Origin of the sequence: uncultured Nostoc sp., from assembly GCF_964247315.1 — a bacterium.
Taxonomy (GTDB): domain Bacteria; phylum Cyanobacteriota; class Cyanobacteriia; order Cyanobacteriales; family Nostocaceae; genus Nostoc.
Genome location: NZ_CAXTTT010000086.1, coordinates 1 through 21928, shown reverse-complemented (window position 1 = coordinate 21928; position 21928 = coordinate 1). Strand labels below are relative to the sequence as shown.

The following is a 21928-nucleotide window of genomic DNA, read 5'->3' as shown; positions in this document are numbered from 1 at the left end:
GCGTTGCTGATTCAAGCTCACGCAGAGGCAAAGAAGATATTGGCATAAGATTTAATAAGAACATTTTTTGCTACTTAACCTTGAAAATGGAACAAAGTTATGGCTAATACAGGTGTAATTCGTCAGCAAGGGCAAAATCCTGCTTTACCACCAGAGCGTGTACCGCTAAAAACCTGGATTGGTGTATTAGCCAGTATGCTTGGTGCATTTATGGCGGTATTGGATATTCAAATAACTAATGCTTCCCTACAAGATATTCAAGCAAGTTTAGCAGCAACTCTCGAAGAAGGTTCTTGGATTTCTACCGCGTATCTCGTAGCAGAAATTGTGGTAATTCCTCTAACAGGATGGTTGTCACGAGTATTTTCTCTGCAACGTTATTTATTAGTCAATACTGCACTATTTATCTTCTTTTCTATCTGCTGTGGTTGGGCGTGGGATCTTAATTCCATGATTTTCTTTCGCGCCTTACAAGGTTTTAGCGGCGGAGTATTAATTCCTACAGCTATGACAGTTGTTTTAACAACTTTACCCCAATCAAAACAATCAGTTGGGTTAGCAGCATTTGGGTTTAGTGCAGTTTTTGCACCCTCAATTGGCCCAACATTAGGAGGTTGGTTAACCGAAAATTTTGGTTGGGAATACAACTTTTATATAAATGTAATTCCAGGGGCATTAATGCTGGCTGGTGTTTGGTACGGAATTAAGCCAGAAAAACCCCAAATTAATTTACTCAAACAAGGTGACTGGTGGGGAATTATTGCAATGGCTATTGGCTTAGGTTCCCTGCAAGTTGTTTTAGAAGAAGGTAGCCGTAAAGATTGGTTTGGTTCAGCGTTGATTGTGCGCTTAAGTGTAATTGCAGTAATTTTTTTGGCGATATTTTTCTTTATAGAATTAACTCGTAAACAACCATTTATTAATTTACGGCTTGTACTTAGGCGGAACTTTGGTTTAGCCAGTATTGTCAATGTGTCGTTGGGAGTAGGATTGTATGGTTCAATTTATATTTTACCGTTGTATCTCGCCCAAATTCAAAAATACAATGCTCTGCAAATTGGTGAAGTATTAATTTGGGCTGGTATTCCCCAACTGTTTATTATTCCCCTCATCCCGAAATTAATGCAACGCATTGATGTGCGGTTAATGGTAGCTTTTGGTGTGACTTTGTTTTCCATCAGTGCATTTATGAACTCTGGAATGACTAATGAAACAGGATTAGATCAATTACGTTGGTCGCAATTTGTGCGTGCAATGGGACAACCCCTAATTATGGTGCCGCTTAGTTCTATTGCCACTGGTGGATTGAGTCCGAAAGAAGCAGGTTCGGCAAGTGGTTTATTTAATATGATGCGGAACCTGGGCGGTTCTATCGGAATTGCTTCTTTAGCGACTTTATTGGCAAATAGAGAACAATTTCACTCGAATAGATTGGGTGATGGAGTATCTTTATATAATCCAGAAACTCAACAGCGAATTGACCAAATGACGCAGTTTTTTATTAGTCGCGGAGCAGATTTAAGTACAGCACAAAATCAAGCGATCGCATCTATATCTAATATAGTCCGTCGCGAAGCATTTGTAATGGCTTTTAACGATTGTTTCTACTTTATTGGTATTGCTTTGTTAGTTAGTGGGATTGCTATTTTATTCCTCAAAAAGGTGAAGTCAAGTGGTGGCGCTGTCGCTCATTAGATTTGTTGTATCAGTTAAAATGTTTGAATAAAACTACTAAGGTACTAAAATGGTCATTAGCCAAAGTGAGTACTATATATCCCCAGAAGAATATTTAGAAGGCGAGAAAGTAAGTGAAATCAAACAAGAGTATATTGATGGGCAAGTCTACGCAATGGCAGGAGCAAGTGATGCTCATGTTACTGTAGTAGGAAACTTGTTTGTACTGCTACGAAACCATCTGCGGGGTAGTGGTTGCCGTGTCTATATGTTAGACATGAAAGCACAAATCGAGGTCATAAATCGCTATTTTTATCCCGATGTAATAGTGACATGCGATGCACGAGATAAAGAATTTGAATATTTTAAGTGCTATCCTTGCTTAATTATCGAAGTGCTTTCTGAGTCAACTGAAGGCTATGACAGAGGAAATAAATTTGCTAGTTATCGACACTTAGAATCACTACAAGAATATGTGTTAATTTCACCAGACCGAATGAGTGTAGAATGCTTCCGCCGCAATCAGGAAGGACATTGGGTACTTTACCCTTATGAAAAAGGGGAAGAAGTGCATTTAGGTAGCGTTGATTTTCGTTGTGCGATCGCAGAAATATATGAAGATGTAATATTGATAGATGAGAATATTTCCTAATCTAACATTTCTGGGTCAATTCCTAAAGCGTTGAGTTGTTCAGCAGAGAGCGATCGCAATTTCTCTACAATTCTCTCCCGCTTTTGTCGCTCAATCACAGCACGTTCCTCACCCGTTAGCAGTAAATTTCCTTGTCCATCCCACCACCGTAACCAAGGTAGCTCTGCATTTTGATAAAATCCTTGCCAGATTCCTAACTCTACACCCATAGGAACAATTGGGTAATGTCCTCGTTCATTGGGTTGCATCAGCTGATAAGTATTATCGACTAGGTGATACACTTCAACCTGTGCTCTTGCTACTTCATAAATTCCATAATAAGGCACTCGAATTGCCTGCTCATAAACCCAAAATTTACCAACATTTCCACCTTCCCCTTGAGATGGCGGTGTGTTATCTCGTTCTTCTGAGCCATCTCCAGAGACAAATTCAATCACAATTAGGGGTGCAACATACTCCTTCCACAGTACATAAGAACGGCGCATTTTACCGTTAAGTGTCGGTGGTACATTAGGTACATAAAACCAGTCTGGTGCTTCAGCCCCTTTCTCAGGAGGATCTGTCAATCGCCAGTAAATACCAGAATCTTGTCCAATACAATATTGACCGTCAGGATGAAGTTTCTCTAAAACAGGTTTAATTGAGTCTGTAATTAAAATGCTTTGCGGATGCTCCTGAAGATTTTTCACAAATGTACCATCTGAGTCTGGTAACTGAGTATGATCCGGTAAAGTTAATGCCGATAAGGAAGTCATAGACTTTAACCAATGGGTTTTCTAATTCTCATTGTAAATTGCTATTTTACTATTTTTGAATAGACGCGCTACTAGGTTAGATGCTACTTATACAAAAACAATCAATCTTTCTATATGAAAAAATCTATCTCGATTACTGCGGATATTTTCTATATCCTCATAATCATTCATATTCGACTTAACTATAGACAATATAAAACGATAACCTATTGCTCGTAAATCGTATGGTATTACATGAGTTAGTATATCAAAAATCCATCCTATGCCTGCCCATGCAGTATTTTCCGAACATTCCCAGACTACCCTTGTATATCCCCCATTCATGTGAAAAATTACTCTTAACTGTTTCTCTGGCTAACAGAAATATTTCATGCATGACAATACAATTATTCTATTTTGATACTTTTTAGAGGGCGGGCTAGCCCACCCCAAAATAATTACAAACCAGATGCTAAATTCCGCAGTAATGAGACGCATAATACCCGATCGCATTTCTGGCAAAGCATCCTTAAAGATGATCGCAGCAACTCTTCTTAACTTTTATCCACTGAATAATATGATTTTCAGGAAACACCAGGCTCATCAGCAGTTTTGATCTCTTTTAAAATTCGTTCTACTTGGTTAACTTTTTCACCTCTATTCTGTTGTTTGAAAATATTTAAAGCTTTTTCTAAAGAAGATAGTGCCTCATCTTTTTTATTTGTTTGCCACAATGCTATTGCAAAATTAGTCAGCCCCTCGCCATAATTAGGATTAATTTCCAGAGCTTTTTTATATTCAGTAATGGCTTCTTCCCAGCGACTTTGGCTTGCGTAAACAACACCGATCGCATTGTAAGCTAGAGCGTATTTTGGCCGGAGGCGAATGGCTTCTCGATAGGAGCTAATTGCATCTTCTGGTTTCTTTTGCCGAAAAAGCACATTTCCCAGTTGAAAGTGTCCGAAGGCATCTTCTGGGAACTTTTTAATTAATTTGCGTAAATTTTCTTCTGCACCTGTTAAGTCTCCCTGACTAAATAAACCATTGGCTTGTTGTAGCAACTGCGATCGCTCTGGTGTATCTGTACCTGAAGCTTGTGCTATTTTTTGTGGTTGTCTGTGTGCAGACTGTTCTGGCGAATGCAGAGAAATTCCCGTCACCGCTAATACTGATGATGATATGCCAATTGCAGTTATGATACTCAGCATCATGCAGCTAAGAGGTTGAACAAATACTGATTTGTATTGCTTTTTCAGTTTCATTGTCCTCAATGCCTTAATAATGTCCTGATTATCATGATAAATTGAGGTGCGTTAGTAAATGCCTAACGCACCAACAAACGTGTCAAATTAAATTCAACACTAGATTACAGTAGTTGTTCATTGCACTTGTCAGCAACAGACTGGGAATCAGTTGCTTTTATTTGATTGTTTTTTACCTATAACTCCCACGAAATCATTCCCAGCACCGTGAATGCCTCACCAGCGTTAACCCCCCAACCGACTAGAGGCATTCTCAAAATAGTCAACGTTGAATAGATTCCTGAAATTGACCTGTGCCCAGAATCTATCTCGCTTATAAAAGAGGGCAGCATCTGTGCGGAAATAGCTGGGTACAATAATACCAATTCGTAATTCGTAATTCGTAATTCGTAATTAAGAAAGCTAGACTGAATCTAGGTTTGGGGGTTTGAATGTGTTGCCTCATTTTAGAGAATTGGTATAAATGTGTTGGGGACTTCCAATTAAAAAAATATCCCATCCCTGCGGGACGCTACGCGAACGTATTTAGGGCAGTTCTTGCAGGGGGAGGAACAGTCGTGTTGAATCTAGAAATTGGGATAATTTATTTTTTGGAGTTCCCTTGTTTAAATCTCCCTGGCGATCGCCTACAAAAAAGCATCTCGTACCAACCCCAAAGCCTTGCAACGGACTTCGTTGAATTTCGTAGGTTGTCCAGAGCTTAAAACTGTGTTGCGGCAAATTATTCAGCCGATTGCACACAGGAGAGCGAGTTAAAACTCCCAACTGATAGAACCGATGATTGTAAAGGGCGCACCTGTTTTCACCCTTGCTCTTGTTCCATTGCTGTCAACGAAATATTCGGTATCAAATAGATTACGGATATTGATAGCAGCCTTTAAAGCATCTCTACGGTAGTAAATCGCCGCATCGGTACGCAAGTAATCGGGGATTTCAAATGAGTTATCTAAATCTACCGCCCGCGCACCTACATAGAACAGCCCCAGACCTAATCCCAAACCCTTGAAATCACCATTTTGGAGTTCATAGGTTGTCCAAAGGCTAGCTTGATTCTTTGGTACATCCTCTAATCTATTGCCTACAGAAATCAAGTTATCCTCGGTGACTTCTGCATTGGTATGAGCATAGGAAGCGATCGCCTTCCACCCTGGTAAAATCTCACCTGTGATATCCAACTCAATCCCCTGACTTCTTACCTCTCCTATCTGAACTAAGTAATTAGGGTCATCGTTATTGGGATCGTCTGTTGTAATCTTCGTCTTGGTGATTTGATAGACTGCCAATGTTGTCGAAAGTCTGTTTTCTAGAAAGTCAGCTTTAATGCCCGCTTCATATTGGGTTCCTTTAGTTGGCTCGAACTGGCTACCATCACCGTTCAATCCTGAGTTAGGGTTAAAAGATTGACTGTAACTGGCGTAGAGAGAAACAGATTTGCTGGGCTGATACACCAACCCGATTCGGGGGCTGAACGCATTATCATTCTGTTCTGGTTGGTCTATGGCACTTTTTTGTGAAATCCAATCAAAACGCCCGCCAATCAGTAACTTCAGGTTATCTTGAAAGCTAATCTGATCCTGAAGGTAGAACCCATAAGATTGAACAGTCCCATAGCTAGTAGAAGTCTCAAGAGTAGTAATTGGAATATTGTAGTTTGGGTTGAAGACATCTAGAGCAGGCACAGAGAGAGAAGTAGGATTATAAATTATCACATTGCGGTTGACATCAAAGCCTAATACTAGTTGGTGTGGAATCGAGCCTGTATTAAACTTACCAACCAAGTCGATCTGTCCAAAATAGTTGTCTACCATGTAGTTACGTCTTGCGGCAAATTGCTCTAAGAAACGATCATCCACTAGATTCGTTGGTACCGTATACTCCTCGATAGCGTTAAAAGCAGTTATAGAAAAATTATTACGGAGCTGCCAGTTATCGCTAAATTTGTGGTTTAGCGTATAGCCATATTTTTGACTGGTATAATGTTGCCCATCAAGAGGGTAACTTAAGTAACGACTTCGAGGCAGCTTGAAGGTATTATCGCTGAAAACAGTCGCGAAACTCTCAGGAATCCCATTGAATTTAGTAGATTCATAATATAGATTTAGGTCTGTCCTATCTCCCAATTTCCAAGTGATTGAGGGTGCGATCGTAGTCAAATGTGAGGTGACAAAATCTTGAAACCCGTTTGAACTTTCATAGCTGGCGTTTAAGCGATAGAGCAGGGTTTTATCGTCATTCAATGGGCCTGAAAAATCAATACTGGACTCATATAAGTCACGGTTTCCTGCCTGAAATTCAAGATTGTAATAAGGTTCACTGAGGGGTTGTTTAGTGATAACGTTGATGATTCCACCGGGTTCTACTGCTCCAAACAAAACCGAGGCAGGCCCTTTCAAAACTTCCACTCGCTCGATCGATGCAGTTGGTGTCAAACCATAACTACCTACATCTCGATAGCCATTTCGGAAATTTCCTGCTTGTTCAAATCCTCTGATAGTATAGCTGCCTCCAGGTGCGTTAAAATTGGTATCTGCACTGGTAACGCCACTAACTGTTTCCACTGCCTCAGTCAGACTTCTCACGTTGCGGTCTTCTAGCACCTGTCGCGGTATGACCTGAATCGATTGGGGAATATCGCGCAAAGGGGTGTCTGTCCTTGTTGCAGTCGTAGCATTTTGCACGCGATACCCATCCTGTTCTCCCGTCACCACCAACTCAATCGGCTCATCACCCTCAGATGAAGGTTTCTCTGTTTGGGTTTCACTGGTTGGTGGCGTTTGAGGTGGCTGCTGCGGTGGTGTGGAGGATGCTGCACTTGCCACAGAAAAGATAAGACCCTCGTCTGGACTGTCATACAACTCGACTTGTGGTAACGCTATCTCACCCGTCACTGTGACTTGGATGGTATTGGTATCAAAGTTTGTTACCGTTATTTCAGTAACACCTGCTATTGGTTTTTCAGAACGGAATGTGAATGCATCGCCACTGGGTAAACGTAATTGTGCGTTGGGAACATCAACAATAAAGCTATTGCCAGCACTGCGGTTTACTAATTGCAATTGTTGATCTTTGGCTGTCTGTAAAATCACCTCCACACCTTTGTCACTAGGATTTGCCTTGACTTCGGTAACTTCAATGACTGCATTTGCTGGCGACGTGTTGGGTGTTGGCGACTGAACTAGCTCCCGTACACTTCTTGACGGAAACTGGATCTCACTGAGTTGAGGAATTTCTTTTTTTGGTTTAACTTCTGGTTGTTCCGCACCAAATGCAGAAGTTGTCAAAACAACAAAAACTGTACCTATGAGCCACAGGTGTTTTAGCACTATTATCGATTTCATCTTCATCCTCACACTTAATGATGCTGCTTGCTTTGTGCGGGGTTACAGGCAGTTAGATTCCCGACTTCTTGTAGACACCCGGAGGGTAGAAGTCGGGAATCTCGCAATCCACTTTCCACAGCAAAGACTTAAAGCAATTGAAAATCTATATCAACAAAGATTACAGCAAGTGATAGATGAAAAACGATCGCATCTGTGCCGAAGCGGATTATTTTCTAGCTCAATCCGGATTTTTTTGGCAAGTCTTTGGGACACACTCCAAAATGTCTCTTAAATACTGCTGTAAATCGACTAGGGCTAGCATAGCCAACCAAACTAGCAATCTCCTGCACTTTCATCTGTCCACTGATGAGTAAGTTTTTGGCTTGCTCCATGCGGTATGCTTGCAAATACCCAAACATAGTTGTGTTAAATACTTGCCGAAAGCCGATTTTCAGCTTGTAGTCATTTAAACCCACCATTTTCGCCAGTTCCAGCAACAAAGGTGGGTTGTTCAAATCACTGATCAGAATCTCCTTGGCTTGGTAAATACGGTCGATGTCATCCTTTTTTAGAAGACAATATTGCCTACGTTCGCGATCGCCTGCGTTGACTTCATTTAACCGCAAAGCCATCAGTTCCAAACATTTGCCCTCCAAATAAATTAGTCTCATCATTCCTTGGTAAGGGCAATTGAACATTTGCTCAAAAATCAGGCGCATTGCTGGCGTTGTTCGCTCCTGATGCCAAAGCTGGGGTATATCTTCGCAATCTGCTTCGGTATACTGCCGTAAAGGCAGGGGTGACGCTTCTAAAAATTCACAACCAAATTGTCGGAAAAATTTCTGTGATATATGCACATCAATTTTAAGTATTTGCTGATGCGATCGCCAAAGAAACTCTTTCCCTTCTGGCTGATCAATCTGTGTAGAAATGAAATTTTGCCCAGAACAAACCTCTTCTGTCTGATTATTTCCTGTCAGCGTAAAGCTTAACTCAAAATCCGGCTCTGGGTGTCCTTCGTAACCACCTGCTTCAACTAATAAGTTCTCATGCAACTTGTAGGAATCAATTAGCAGTGATAATCCAGAGGCGAACTCGAACCGTTGGCGATATCCTTGACTCTGCTGCTTCGGGTCTTCCAAGATAAGTTTGCATTCAGTAGTCTGAGGACAAGAAGTTGGAGTTTTTCCTGTTGAAGGTAATGTGGAGTCAGCTTCTCGGTCAGATAGAAAAAGTGTCATTAAATATTCGTTTTTATCAATGAGTATAATATCTAATTAAAAAAGATTTTCAATAATTTATCAAATCATAGAAAGGCATCTCCAATAGAGAAAATGCCTTTCTAAAAATTACTACGCGCCTTCCCGTAATTTATCTAAGACACTCCGATCTTCTAAGGTCGAAGTATCACCAGATACCTCTTGTCCCGCAGCTAGATTCCGCAGCAAGCGCCGCATAATCTTACCCGATCGCGTTTTCGGCAAAGCGTCTGTAAAGCGGATTTCTCCCGGACGCGCGATCGCACCAATTTCTTTGACAACGTGCTGTTTAAGTTCTTTACTCAGTTCCTCACTTCCCTGATAAGTGCCTTCTAAAGTTATAAAAGCAACTACTTCTTCACCTTTGAGTTCATCCGGTTTACCCACTACCGCCGCTTCTGCAACTGCTGGATGCGATACTAAAGCTGATTCTACTTCCATTGTACCGAGTCGGTGTCCTGATACATTCAATACGTCATCTACACGACCCATTACCCAAAAGTAGCCGTCTTCATCTTGTCTTGCGCCATCACCAGCAAAGTAAATATAGTTACCATCTTTGGGGGGGATGTGTTCCCAGTAGGTGCGGCGGAAGCGTTCTGGATCGCCGTAGACTGTCCGCATCATTCCTGGCCAGGGATGTCGCACCGCTAGATAACCGCCTTCTTTATTGGGTACAGTGTTTCCTTCTAAATCCACGACATCTGCAATAATTCCAGGGAAGGGAAGAGTTGCGGAACCGGGTTTGGTGGGAATTGCCCCTGGTAGTGGTGTAATCATGATACCGCCGGTTTCCGTTTGCCACCAAGTATCCACAATTGGACAACGTTCCCCACCAATTACTTTGTGATACCACATCCAAGCTTCCGGGTTAATCGGTTCGCCAACGGTTCCCAACAAACGCAACGAAGACAGGTTTCGCGCGTTGGGATGTTGTTCGCCCATCTTAATAAATGCCCGAATTGCCGTAGGAGCGGTATAAAAAATATTAACACCGTATTTTTCAATCACATCCCAGAAACAGCCAGGATTAGAAGTACGGGGCGCACCTTCATAGATCACTGTGGTTGCACCGTTGGAAAGGGGGCCGTAGACAATGTAGCTGTGTCCCGTAATCCAACCGACATCGGCAGTACACCAATATACATCAGTGTCTTGCAAGTCGAATATCCACTTGGTGGTCATGTGGGTATACAAATTATAACCAGCAGTTGTATGCACTACACCCTTTGGTTTACCCGTGCTGCCGGAAGTGTAGAGGACAAACAGCATATCTTCGCTGTCCATTGGTTCGGCGGGACAATCTGCTGACACACCTTTTTGCAAATCATGCCACCAATGATCGCGTCCGCCCAACTGCATATAAGTTTCTTGCCCAGTGCGCTTGACAACTAGGACATTTTCTACACTGGGAACAGCACCATCAGCTAAAGCTTTGTCTACCTGTTCCTTGAGAGGAACGATCGCATCTTTGCGCCAACCACCATCAGCCGTGATTACCAGTTTAGCTTGAGCATCAATTAAGCGATCGCGCAAAGCTTCGGCACTAAAACCACCAAATACTACGCTGTGGGGTGCGCCGATTCGGGCACAGGCTAACATCGCGATCGCTGCTTCGGGAATCATCGGCATATAAATACCAACGCGATCGCCTTTTTGTACACCCAGTTGCTTCAATACATTGGCGAACTGGCAAACTTCTCGGTGCAGTTGGGCATAAGTGAGGGTACGCGAATCACCTGGTTCTCCTTCCCAAATCAATGCTGCTTTATTTTTGCGCCAGGTTGTGAGATGTCTGTCAAGGCAGTTGTAAGAAATATTAATTTTACCACCAACGAACCATTTAGCAAAAGGCGGTTGCCAGTCTAATACTGTATTCCATTTTTGGAACCATTCTAATTCTGTTGTCGCCAAATCTGCCCAAAATTGCTGTGGATCGGCTTTGGCTTTGTCGTAGATACGCTGATAGTCATCCAAGCTTTTGATATGGGCATTCTGCGAGAATTCCGAGGTAGGATGAAAGAGCCGCTTCTCTTGTAGGATTGATTCTATAGTTGGTTGAGACATGATTAGTTATGAGTACGATCGCTATTGTTACTAAAAACTATTCTTAGCCCAGTTGTGCTAGACATTGTTTAGATTTTCGTTAAGCTAGGTAGAAATTGCCGAGTTATTTAGTTTACATTGATTTTCATCTAGCAAAAGCGAGCGATCAAGAAATGTAAAGACGTTTTACAACCTGTCTATTGGGAATGTTGCAAAATGTAAGTAGTCTTGACAAACATCTTCTAAAATTATGACGCTCACTGTTGAAGCTAGCAGTTTATCTCTCAACGATGTTCATCGCTTTCTCAAAGTAGAAGAACTTTCCAATGGTTCATTCACAAATTTCTTAAGTCTAGAACCACTCTCTGAGTTTGAACAGCACGATTTATTGCGAATCAGAAATGACTTCCGTCGTTATTTAAGCGCAGGGAAAATTTCTGAAGGTTTGGTTAAATTTATAACGATTGCACCCTTAATGCGGTTAGCAGGATTTTACGATGTGCCGATTCGGTTGACAATGGAAGATAGCATTGCGATCGCAGTCGAAGATGAAGACAGAAGAATTACCGGACGGATGGATATTTTAGCAATCAACAGTCCTCAAAGTAATATTGCGCCTCCTTTTTGGGTTCTAGTAATTGAAACGAAAAATAGTTCGGTTAATGTGATTGAGGGTTTACCTCAATTACTTACTTATGCTTTTAAGAGTATAGAGCAACAACCATCAGTTTGGGGTTTGGTAACTAATGGACAGCTTTATCAATTTATTTATCTAAGACATGACAACCAGTCAACTTATGAGTTAATGCCATTATTAAATTTGAGTCAATCTCCAGATGCAATTGAGTTATTGCAAGTTTTCACAGCCATTTGTAAGTTACCAAATTTTCAGTAAATAAATTGCGGAGCGATCGCTGATGTCTAAACCTGCTACTGTAAAATTGATCGCTGATAGTATTTCAGAAGACGAAGTTATTTTTCCTCCTGGCGATATACTGAGTGACGAACCACCCTTGGAAAGTGACCTGCACCGCGACCAAATCGATTTGCTGATTCGCATACTTAAATTATGGTGGTGAGATAAGGAAGATTTTTATGCTTCTGGCAATTTGACGATTTACTACAGTCCTAACCAGAAAAAATCAGAATATTTCCGCGGCCCAGACTTTTTTGTAGTTTTGGGAACCGAGAAAAAAGACCGTAAGAGTTGGGTAGTTTGGCAAGAAGACGGCAAATATCCCAACCTGATTGTGGAAATTTTGTCAAGTTCAACCACAGCAGTTGATAAAAGTTTAAAAAAGCAAATTTATCAAGATACCTTCCGTACACCAGATTATTTCTGGTTTGATCCTGTAACAATGGAACTTCAGGGATTTCATTTAGTTGATGGGAAGTATCAAGAAATTCAATTAACCACTGATGGACGTTTGTGGAGTCAGCAGTTAGAACTTTATTTGGGAGTTTATGAAGGTAAATTAAGATTCTTCACTACTGAAAATCAATTAATACTATCATCAGAAGAGTTAGCTGAACAAGAACGTTTACGTGCCGAGCAGGCAGAAGAACGCGCCCAACAAGCAGAAGAACGCGCCCAACAAGCAGAGCAAGAAATTGCTCGACTGCGGGAGGCTTTACGTACACAGGGCATCGACCTAGAGAATATTTGATCACATCAGGAAATTAATTAAAGACATTTTCAAGTTAAAATCTAGTTATCAATGTGTAAAAAAAGCGTAATCTTCTGAAAGTAGGGCATCGATTGCAAGCACACGAAATTAAGGATCGGTTAAAGTCCCTTATCGAGCAAGCCTCCTCGATAGATCGTAATTTAGCGAGAAGATTAGATGAAATCAATCGTTGGGTAAAAGACATTAAGCCAGGTTCTCTGACTGCAAAACCTTTTGTTACAGCCTTTTTGCTAGAGGTAATTACGGATTCGACAATATGGTTGATAATCAAATCCTTACCTTCAGAAGAAGAACAAAAAGCAAAGTTCGAGTTGATGACGCCGATTGAGAGATATTGGTATGGTTATCTGTTTCCCAGATGGTTTAATGCAAGTGACTCCAAGTTTTATATTTGGAAGCAAAAATTGATGGCAGGCGAATTTAATCAGGTAGATGATGATATCATTAAATCAATAGCCCAAGATATTGTTCAGCGAGAAGGTAGTTTTTGGCAGCGTTATATAGCCGACCTTTCTATGGCAACAGATTTAATTGTTAGTCGTAACAATCAACCACTGTGTATTCAAATTACCAGTGTTAGTGAAGAACTTAATCATCAAAAGTACGAAGCTTGGCAAAATACACTGCGATCGTGGGAAATCGAGAGGGGGCTGTTCTTAAGTTACAATCCCAAGGATGCTAATTTTGTCAACCAGTTAGTCAACGTGGCCCTGTATAACAGTGATTACCTTTCTGGTGGCAAATATTTAAAATTTTCGTGAATTTTCAGGAATTTGATATTTCAGATTTGTGTCTAGCCTATATACTTACGTGCTAATTAGAGCTTTTATGATTAATAAAAGAGAAACTCACTGCAACAATCAAGTAGATACATTTGCTGAAGCTTTAGCGACAGCACGACAAATGCAGCAAAACTGGTTAACTTACGGCGTTGATTTTGTCAATATTTACGTTGAAGATGTGGAGGGAGACTGGCTAGAAACGTGGGGACATGACGAAATATTAGGTAATTTTCAATTAGATACTATTAAAGAATTTCTGGTAAGTAATGATAGTGTAGCTGTAAAAGTAAGACAGCATTTAGGAGAGCGATCGCTGTTTGATTTTGCAGTAAACTTAGAAGAATCTTGGAGAATTTCTGAAGTAGATGATAGGTTATCTGCTGTCAAAAATCTCTTAGCTGGTGGTGAAAATATTATTGATACAGATGATATCAGGTTATTGGATTTAGCAAATACTCTGGTGGAAAAGTTGACAGAGATTTTGTGAAATATAGAATTAAATTGTAGTAAATTGCTTCTAGACGTTATTTACATTTGTCCTATATAGTCTGTCAACGCAGATTTTGGATAAAAATCTCGCACAGAGGCGAGGTAGGATGAGCGAAGGCTGCGGATGCTTATAATTATAAATTTAGATGTTTCTTATGGATGTTGAAGCAATTATTACTCGCGTTCAAGTATTTATAAGAAAGGTTTAAGCATTTTTTGCAAATGTTAAAGCAACTGTTGCTTACGTTGAAGCATTTCTTACAAAGATTAAATATTTTCTTATGAATGTTCAAGCAATTGTTACTCAAATTGAAACATCTATAAGAAAGGTTTAAGCATTTCTTACAAAGATTAAATATTTTCTTATGAATGTTCAAGCAATTGTTACTCAGGTTAAAAGTTTGGTTAATAACGTTGAAAGTTTTCCCTTTAAAGGGAAACCCGACTTTCACCAGAGAAACTGGATTAGCCTCTATCTTTTTGGAATCTAAACATCTGTTATTGTATACATCAGTGAAGATGTCGCTGGATAAGGTAGGATATTTTGGAACCAATCACAGCTAGTGCGATCGCAATAAAACCATAACCTGAAGTTTTGAGAAAACGGGCAAGACGAACTGGTAACTGAGCATCTACAAGAAATTTCATGAGGCAATTCGATGAATGCTTTTGACTTGGCTGAGTCGAGCAGCAAATAGCAAGACAGCCAAAATATCTTCAGATTCTAAGTCGTCATAATCTTTCAATATTTCCTCAGTAGTCATACCAGAACTGAGCAGTTCCAAAATAAACTCAACTGGATAACGAAGTCCTCGAATACAGGGTTTACCGTGGCAGATATTTGGATTATGAGTGATGCGTTGTAAAAGTGTGTTATCCATGCTGTCAATAATCCAGAAAAGTTACGTTCACCTAATGAGGTTATAGTGCTTGGAGGGCGAGAGAAAATATAAACTCATTATTGTGCCTGAGTCTTTCTCAAAGCTTGGTTCTTTTGACGCAGTTGCTCGATTACTTCTCTAGCGTCGAGTCGTTCTTGGCGATTGAGTTGCTCAACCCGGATCGCAATCTCTCTTTGCAGTTCCTCAAACCGACGCTTGTAAATACGTTCCCGTTCCTCCAACAGCCTAATACCTGCAAGAATCACTTCTTCTGATCAGGTGTACTTACCGCTTACAACCTGACTTTGAATGAACTGCTCAAGCTCGGTCGTTAAGGAAATATTCATAAACTCTTAAGATATCTTTGTTCTCATCTTCTAATTTTAGATGCGAACTGAGAGCAGTCCATTGCGATCGCACTAAACTAGATGTTAAAACTTTTGGTGTATTGACTTATACGCAAATTACCCCACTTCCACGGCGATCGCATCCATTTAACCCCCTTCAAAATGCACCGCAAGCACGTTAAGCTGAATTAGAGTAGCAATTTATTGCGCTTCTTTAATATGCAAATCTCTGTTCTTGTCAAATTTTAATTTTTTCTGCTTGAGAAACCCGGAATGCTAGACCAAATTTTTGATTACCTCGACTTTCATTTCAGCCTTGAAGCCCTTATAGTTCTGGCGATCCTGGTGCTTTTAGAGGCGCTGTTATCTGCCGACAATGCCATCGCTCTCGCTGCGATCGCTAGGGGGCTGGAAGACAAAGAACTTGAGCGTAAAGCTTTGAACTTTGGTTTAGTCGTTGCTTATGTGCTGCGAATCACTTTGATTCTCACTGCCACTTGGGTACAACAATTCTGGCAATTTGAATTATTGGGCGCTGCTTATCTGCTTTGGTTGGTATTCCAACACTTTACCTCAGAAGAATCCAAGGACGAACACCATCACGGGCCGCGTTTTAATTCGTTGTTGCAAGCGATACCAGTGATTGCATTTACAGATTTGGCATTTTCTTTGGATAGCGTGACAACTGCGATCGCAGTTTCTCAAGAAAAATGGCTAGTGCTAACGGGTGCAACAATTGGTATTATTACGCTGCGATTCATGGCGGGATTGTTTATCCGTTGGCTAGACGAATATGAAAACCTAGAAGATGCAGGCTATGTAACTGTGGCCTTGGTGGGCTTACGCTTGTTGTTAAAAGTGGTCAACGATAGTTTAGTTCCACCCGAATGGATCATGATTGCTGCCATCTTCCTGATTTTAGGCTGGGGATTTTCTAAACGTGTTGATACTGAATTGACCGAAGTAGAACCAGAAAAAAGCGAAGTCTCTAAGTAAAAAGAGGGGACAAGGGGACAAGGAGACGAGGAGAATAACCCATGCCCCATGCCCAATCCCCCATCCCCTATTCCCTAATTTTTACTCGTGCAACCAAGGCGTTAAGTGTGGTTGCCAACTAACCAATTCTTCATCCTTAAACCATAAAGCTACTTCCTGTTGCGCGGTTTCTGGAGCATCAGAACCGTGAATTAAGTTGCGACCAATATTTAGTCCAAAATCGCCGCGAATCGTTCCTGGCTCTGCTGTTAAAGGGTTTGTCGCACCAATAATCTTTCTGGCAGATGCAATAACGCCATCACCTTCCCATACCATCGCTACCACTGGGCTAGAAGTGATAAATTCCACTAGACCACCAAAAAAAGGACGTTCTCGGTGAACACCATAGTGTTGTTCAGCCAATTCCCGACTGACTTTCAGTAACTTTAAACCTACTAGGGTAAAACCTTTAGTTTCAAAGCGACGGATAATTTCTCCCACTAATCCCCGCTGGACTCCATCAGGCTTAATTGCTAAGAATGTGCGCTCCATTGCTATCTCCCAAAGCTTAATAAAGTTTTTATCTAGTCAATTGTCCTTTGTCCTTTGTTCTTTGTCCAAGAGTTTTGCACAAATGACTAATGACTAATGACCAATGACTAATGACATACGACTTTTGACCAATCAGAGTTTATCTCAGAAATTATCCTTGGGTGCATATACGTTCCTATATGAATGCGCTAAATTGTTAACTCGTGGGTGAAAAACAGAGGTTAGGAAGAAATGGGTGTTGACTCAACTGCTACATCTGACGAGGTGGTACAAGTACCGTCCAATGGACAAAAAGAAGTGAAAAATCACAAGCAAAAAAAGCTGTTACCACCTAGTCCTACCACAGAAGATTTACCTCGCTCCTGGAAAATTGAGGATAGCGAAGCCTTGTACCGCATTGAAGGATGGGGACAACCTTATTTTTCCATTAGCGCTGCTGGACACGTGACCGTAGCACCCAAGGGCGATCGCGGGGGATCTCTTGACTTGTTTGAATTGGTCAACGCCATGAAGCAGCGCAACTTGGGACTTCCCATGTTGATTCGCTTTTCCGATATTTTGGAAGACCGGATTGAGCGGTTGAACGCTTGTTTTGCCAAAGCGATCGCTCGCTATAATTACCCTGGTGTTTACCGTGGCGTGTTTCCCGTCAAATGCAATCAAGAACGGCATTTGATTGAGGATTTAGTGAAATTTGGCAAACCCCATCAATTTGGTTTAGAAGCCGGTTCCAAGCCAGAATTAATGATTGCTCTAGCTGTATTGGATACACCAGGAGCATTGTTAGTTTGCAACGGCTACAAAGATCGAGAATATATCGAAACGGCAATGTTAGCCCAAAGACTAGGGCAAACACCAATCATCGTCTTAGAACAGATTGAAGAAGTTGATTTGGTGATTGATGCCAATCGTCAGTTAGGTATTAAACCAATATTAGGGGTTCGTGCTAAACTCAGTACCCAAGGCATGGGACGTTGGGGAGCCTCTAGTGGCGATCGCGCTAAATTTGGTTTGACAATGCCTGAGGTAATTGAGGCTGTTGACAAGTTACGGGAAGCTAACCTGCTCGATTCTTTGCAGCTGATGCACTTCCACATCGGCTCACAAATCTCTGCCATTAATGTGATTAAAGATGCTATCCAAGAAGCCAGCCGCATTTATGTAGAATTGGCAATGCTGGGAGCAGATATGAAATACCTTGATGTTGGTGGCGGCTTGGGCGTAGATTATGATGGCTCCCAAACCAACTTCTATGCATCGAAAAATTATAATATGCAGAACTATGCCAACGACATCGTGGCAGAGTTAAAAGATACCTGTGCAGAGCGGCAGATTACCGTACCAACACTGATTAGTGAAAGTGGACGAGCGATCGCTTCCCATCAGTCGGTGCTGATTTTTGACGTTCTCAGTACCAGTGATGTACCCCTGAATCCACCAGAACCTCCACAAGAGGGAGAATCCCCAATTATTAATTATCTTTGGGAAAGCTTTCAATCCATCAACCAAGAAAATTACCAAGAGTTATACCACGACGCTGCCCAATTCAAAGAAGAAGCCATCAGTCGGTTTAACTTAGGAATTTTACGCCTCAGAGAACGAGCCAAAGCTGAACGGCTCTATTGGGCTTGTTGTCAAAAAATTCTTAACATTACTAGACAGCAAGAATACGTACCCGATGAACTGGAAGACCTAGAAAAAATTATGGCTTCCATCTATTATGTCAATATGTCAGTGTTCCAATCAGCACCAGATTGCTGGGCGATTGACCAGCTATTCCCGATCATGCCAATCCATCGTTTGGTTGAAGAACCAACGCGGCGAGGAATTTTAGCAGACCTCACTTGCGACAGTGATGGTAAAATCGACCGCTTTATAGACCTACGTGATGTCAAATCGGTTTTAGAGTTGCACACCTATAAGCCGGGAGAACCCTATTATTTGGGGATGTTTTTGAATGGAGCTTACCAAGAAATCATGGGCAATTTGCACAACCTGTTTGGTGACACCAACGCCGTTCACATCCAATTAACACCCAAAGGCTACCAAATTGAACACGTTGTCAAAGGTGACACCATGAGCGAAGTAGTAAGCTACGTTCAGTATGACTCCGAAGATATGGTCGAAAACATTCGCCAGCGCTGCGAGAAAGCATTAGAAGAGAATCGCATCACCCTAGCAGAATCTCAACGACTACTGCAAACCTACGAGCAAAGTCTTAGAAGATACACGTACTTAAATAGTTAGGGAATAGGTTACAGGTTACAGGTTACAGGTTACAGATTTATTCCCTGTTCCCTGTTCCCTGTTCCCTATTCCCTATTCCCTAATTTGTATTTGTCCCCAACAATTCCTCTATCGCTTGTCGCTCAACAGGTGTATGTGATGGCACTGTCTGACGGGCATCGGTAATCAGCCAGTCTAAAGCAGCCGCTTGAACATCGATCGCAGCGCCAGTTTTATCTACGCAATAACGTCCAAATACCAGCTTATCGACTAACCGGACTCCAGGGCCCAGGCGCGACCATTCAAAAATCACGCTGTTTTCCACTGTTGCACCACTGCATATCCAACAATTGGGGCCAATCATCGCTGGCCCGACAATTTTAGCTCCGTCTTCGATTCTCGTCATCCCGCCAATGTAAACGGGGCCTGTGATATCCACTTTGTCCCAATTTACGGCAACATTTAAGCCAGTGTAGATGCCGGGGGCGACTTCATGACCAGGAATTTGCACATTTTTGATTTCACCCAGCAGCACACCACGAATCGCCCGCCAATAGTCTGGGACTTTACCAATATCTACCCATTCAAAGTCCATAGGAATGGCGTAGAAGGGAGCTTTAATTTCTACCAATTTGGGAAACAAGTGGCTACCAATGTCATATTCGACACCAGAGGGTATATAGTTAAAAACCTCTGGCTCAAAGATGTAAATACCTGTGTTGATGTTGGTGCTGAGGGCTTCTTCAGTTGAAGGTTTTTCTTGGAAAGCTTTGACACGCCCCTCTTCGTCAGTGACCACCACACCGTAACTAGAAACTTCTTCCTTGGGGACAGATTTAGTGATAATGGTAGCGATCGCTCCTTTGGATTTATGCCATTTAACAGCCGCAGTTAAATCCAGGTCAATTAAAGCATCACCACATAAAACCACAAAGGTATCATCAAAAAACGGTGAGAAGTCTTGGATGCGCCGCATTCCTCCAGCTGAACCTATCGCTTCGCCCACCAGTTTACCGTCGTCATCAATTTTTCCTTCAAAGGAATAGGCAATCTGCACCCCAAATCGCTGACCATCACGGAAATAGTTTTCTATTTCCTCAGCCAAATGACTAACATTGACTAGAATCTGGTCAAATCCATGATGGCGTAACAGTTCTAGCAAAAACTCCATCACTGGCTTTTGCAGGATGGGCATCATCGGCTTGGGCATAGTGTACGTAATCGGACGCACGCGAGTACCCTTGCCAGCCGCGAGAATCATCGCTTTCATAAAAATTTATTCCTTAACCACAAGCCAGTTTACTTTCATCGAGTGATACTTAATCATCAGTTTTTATTTCTGCTCTAAGTCATCCCCCAGAATAGGGATAACAGGAATTTAGTGGTTATTACAACCATTGATATACTTAGATGACAAGCGATCGCTTATCTTTTCAATTTACTCGGATTTTGGGGCTGAATCAAAAATCTATGACAAGGTAGGAAGCAGCTATGTTGGAGGCAAGAAGAAAACCTCATAAATAAATTCCTATTTTTCTAACAAAAAAGCCTGAAATTTTGATGCCAGCACTTTAGATTAAATCGTTTTGTCTTTCCATACATAAAATTTAGGTTAAGGCGCTGATTACCTGTGGCAGAGTGAAAAGTCGAATCGTCGATTTCCGACGCTCCGTTAGCGATACAAGAGGATCACTTTTTTAGAAAGAGCAACAATATAGAAATTTGCAAGTAGATGAGGTACAAATACAGGACTCACGCATCAGATATAAACGAGTTTGTTTCTACCTCCTGCCTTTCTTAGAGAAATTGTCTGCACTACTTTTGACTTTCTTAGTTCATCGGATGCTCAAAAGTTTTACCGATATTAGCTGAATCTCTAATTAAGCGAATTTTAATTTCATGGTAAAAGTCCTCTTGAAATAGCTCTACTTTCGATTGAGCCGAGAGTAATAGTAGTGCCCAGAAAACGCTAACTAAGTTACTGTGTTTAGACTCATGTCCAGACCCATTTTGGTTGAGAAGCTTTGTCTTAGTCCACAATTCTACAAGCTGTTCTAAGTTCAACCAATTTTGTTCTAAACTTAGCTCTCTTGCCGACAATTTCAACACTTGCTCCAGTTCCCCAGCGACTTCTGTCAGATTTTCCTGGTGAGCTAACTCCAGCGCTTCCCGCATACTTTGGACGCTAGGTTGACGCCTGGGACGGATAGGTTTGCTGACTTTTTCTACCAGTTTCAGTTGGTTAGCCATAATCTGCAATTGCTCGATTAACTCTTGCAGAGTCACCCGGCGCTTTGGTGGCGGCATTGCTGCTGGACGACGACGCAATTGCCGTTCTAAGGGTAGACGATGACCTTGATGTGATACACCGTCTTCACCTGACAATAGGGCATCATCTTCTAAACCATCTTGTGCATCTCCTACTGTTGACAATTGCATCAAGGTATTGGCTTTGAACAATACCAGCATTGATGCTGATAAAAATGCCTGTCCAGATTGAGATAAGTCCGCTTCATAGCCTCTTGTTATTGCCCCAGGTGCCATCAGTTCTAAATAGCGGTCAATCACCTCAATCACTTGGACATCCCAAGGATCGATTTCCCCCTGCTCGGCTTGGTAAATCAAAAATGTGATTGTTTCTAACAGCTCGGAAGCTTCCATCAACAGGTTCTAAGTTAATTAATGAGAATCAAAAGACTGTAAATTCAAGACTAAACTAATTGACTATTGGCAAAGCGTATACTCTATACATTCGCTGGCGCTTCTTTTGTTCAGAAATTGCCTGCTGGCAGTATCCTTTAAAATTTGCGATCGATCACCATTGTGAATTGTGAGATCAGATTGTGCAACTTTTGACTTTGGGTATTGGGCATTGGACATTGGGCATCGGGCATTGGGCATTAGAACTTGAAAGTTCAGCCTCAATAACTCAAAATTGAGCTTCTGAGGGTGAACGTTGAGCTTCTGAAGGTGGAAGTTGAGCTTTTGAGGGTGAACGTTGAGCTTCTGAAGGTGGAAGTTGAGCTTCTGAGGGTGAACGT

At 41.5% G+C, this 21928-nt stretch carries 20 protein-coding genes and 1 pseudogene; 9 read left to right on the top strand and 12 right to left on the bottom strand.

Annotated features, from left to right (window positions below):
* The first annotated feature begins 99 nt into the window (after positions 1-99).
* Both ACFE93_RS23355 and ACFE93_RS23350 read left to right on the top strand, forming a co-directional pair.
* Positions 100-1695 (top strand): DHA2 family efflux MFS transporter permease subunit, encoded by a 1596-nt coding sequence (locus tag ACFE93_RS23355; protein WP_375476706.1) that lies wholly within the window; start codon positions 100-102, stop codon positions 1693-1695.
* Positions 1696-1744: 49 nt separating this feature from the next.
* Positions 1745-2326 carry a Uma2 family endonuclease gene (locus ACFE93_RS23350; protein WP_375476704.1) on the top strand — a complete coding sequence of 194 codons (582 nt, stop codon included), beginning with the start codon at positions 1745-1747 and terminating at the stop codon, positions 2324-2326.
* Here the strand turns inward: ACFE93_RS23350 and ACFE93_RS23345 are convergent.
* From ACFE93_RS23345 to acs, 6 genes are all read right to left on the bottom strand, one after another.
* Positions 2323-3081 (bottom strand): Uma2 family endonuclease, encoded by a 759-nt coding sequence (locus ACFE93_RS23345; protein WP_375476702.1) that lies wholly within the window; start codon positions 3079-3081, stop codon positions 2323-2325. The two genes, ACFE93_RS23350 and ACFE93_RS23345, sit on opposite strands and share 4 nt — an antisense overlap.
* Before the next feature lie 563 nt (positions 3082-3644).
* Entirely contained in the window at positions 3645-4322 is a 678-nt protein-coding gene (locus ACFE93_RS23340) for a tetratricopeptide repeat protein (protein ID WP_375476700.1), read from the bottom strand.
* A gap of 525 nt (positions 4323-4847) precedes the next feature.
* Positions 4848-5087, bottom strand: a complete 240-nt coding sequence (locus ACFE93_RS23335) for a hypothetical protein (protein WP_375476698.1) — start codon at positions 5085-5087, stop codon at positions 4848-4850.
* Positions 5075-7660, bottom strand: a complete 2586-nt coding sequence (locus tag ACFE93_RS23330; protein WP_375476696.1) for a TonB-dependent siderophore receptor — start codon at positions 7658-7660, stop codon at positions 5075-5077. The genes ACFE93_RS23335 and ACFE93_RS23330 overlap by 13 nt, the downstream gene beginning before the upstream one ends.
* A gap of 215 nt (positions 7661-7875) precedes the next feature.
* Positions 7876-8883: a helix-turn-helix transcriptional regulator gene (locus ACFE93_RS23325; RefSeq protein ID WP_375476694.1), complete on the bottom strand. Its 1008-nt coding sequence runs from the start codon at positions 8881-8883 to the stop codon at positions 7876-7878.
* 111 nt (positions 8884-8994) lie between these two features.
* Positions 8995-10968 carry an acetate--CoA ligase gene (acs, locus tag ACFE93_RS23320; protein ID WP_375476692.1) on the bottom strand — a complete coding sequence of 658 codons (1974 nt, stop codon included), beginning with the start codon at positions 10966-10968 and terminating at the stop codon, positions 8995-8997.
* A gap of 229 nt (positions 10969-11197) precedes the next feature.
* Between acs and ACFE93_RS23315 the strand changes: the two genes are divergently transcribed.
* From ACFE93_RS23315 to ACFE93_RS23300, 4 genes and pseudogenes are all read left to right on the top strand, one after another.
* The gene (locus ACFE93_RS23315; protein WP_375476690.1) at positions 11198-11842 is read left to right on the top strand and encodes a restriction endonuclease subunit R; all 645 of its coding nucleotides are present in this window, start codon (positions 11198-11200) and stop codon (positions 11840-11842) included.
* A 22-nt stretch (positions 11843-11864) separates the two neighbouring features.
* A pseudogene (locus tag ACFE93_RS23310) lies at positions 11865-12614 on the top strand (Uma2 family endonuclease).
* A 92-nt stretch (positions 12615-12706) separates the two neighbouring features.
* Positions 12707-13396, top strand: a complete 690-nt coding sequence (locus ACFE93_RS23305; protein ID WP_375476688.1) for a hypothetical protein — start codon at positions 12707-12709, stop codon at positions 13394-13396.
* Positions 13397-13463: 67 nt separating this feature from the next.
* Positions 13464-13904, top strand: coding sequence for a hypothetical protein (locus tag ACFE93_RS23300; RefSeq protein ID WP_375476686.1), 441 nt, complete (start codon positions 13464-13466; stop codon positions 13902-13904).
* Positions 13905-14416: 512 nt separating this feature from the next.
* Here the strand turns inward: ACFE93_RS23300 and ACFE93_RS23295 are convergent.
* From ACFE93_RS23295 to ACFE93_RS23285, 3 genes are all read right to left on the bottom strand, one after another.
* Positions 14417-14554 carry a hypothetical protein gene (locus tag ACFE93_RS23295; protein ID WP_375476684.1) on the bottom strand — a complete coding sequence of 46 codons (138 nt, stop codon included), beginning with the start codon at positions 14552-14554 and terminating at the stop codon, positions 14417-14419.
* Complete coding sequence (locus ACFE93_RS23290; RefSeq protein WP_194041914.1) at positions 14551-14787, bottom strand: DUF433 domain-containing protein; 237 nt, start codon at positions 14785-14787, stop codon at positions 14551-14553. Before ACFE93_RS23290 ends, ACFE93_RS23295 begins: the two co-directional genes overlap by 4 nt.
* A 77-nt stretch (positions 14788-14864) precedes the next feature.
* Positions 14865-15053 carry a hypothetical protein gene (locus ACFE93_RS23285; protein WP_375476682.1) on the bottom strand — a complete coding sequence of 63 codons (189 nt, stop codon included), beginning with the start codon at positions 15051-15053 and terminating at the stop codon, positions 14865-14867.
* Between the two features lie 98 nt (positions 15054-15151).
* On the opposite strand from ACFE93_RS23285, the gene ACFE93_RS23280 reads away from it, so the two are divergent.
* Both ACFE93_RS23280 and ACFE93_RS23275 read left to right on the top strand, forming a co-directional pair.
* On the top strand, positions 15152-15316 hold the full coding sequence (locus ACFE93_RS23280) for a hypothetical protein (RefSeq protein ID WP_375476680.1): 165 nt from the start codon (positions 15152-15154) through the stop codon (positions 15314-15316).
* Between the two features lie 91 nt (positions 15317-15407).
* Positions 15408-16130, top strand: coding sequence for a TerC family protein (locus tag ACFE93_RS23275; RefSeq protein ID WP_375476678.1), 723 nt, complete (start codon positions 15408-15410; stop codon positions 16128-16130).
* Positions 16131-16211: 81 nt separating this feature from the next.
* Here the strand turns inward: ACFE93_RS23275 and ndk are convergent, their stop codons facing one another.
* Positions 16212-16661, bottom strand: coding sequence for a nucleoside-diphosphate kinase (gene ndk / locus ACFE93_RS23270; RefSeq protein ID WP_104910011.1), 450 nt, complete (start codon positions 16659-16661; stop codon positions 16212-16214).
* A 231-nt stretch (positions 16662-16892) separates the two neighbouring features.
* Between ndk and speA the strand changes: the two genes are divergently transcribed.
* Positions 16893-18908 (top strand): biosynthetic arginine decarboxylase, encoded by a 2016-nt coding sequence (gene speA / locus ACFE93_RS23265; protein WP_375476676.1) that lies wholly within the window; start codon positions 16893-16895, stop codon positions 18906-18908.
* Positions 18909-18987: 79 nt separating this feature from the next.
* Here speA and ACFE93_RS23260 read toward each other — a convergent pair whose 3' ends face one another.
* Both ACFE93_RS23260 and ACFE93_RS23255 read right to left on the bottom strand, forming a co-directional pair.
* A complete protein-coding gene (locus tag ACFE93_RS23260; protein ID WP_375476674.1) occupies positions 18988-20157 on the bottom strand; it encodes a sugar phosphate nucleotidyltransferase in 1170 nt (389 codons plus the stop codon).
* Positions 20158-20717: 560 nt separating this feature from the next.
* The gene (locus ACFE93_RS23255) at positions 20718-21548 is read right to left on the bottom strand and encodes a segregation/condensation protein A (protein ID WP_375476671.1); all 831 of its coding nucleotides are present in this window, start codon (positions 21546-21548) and stop codon (positions 20718-20720) included.
* Positions 21549-21928: the final 380 nt, after the last annotated feature.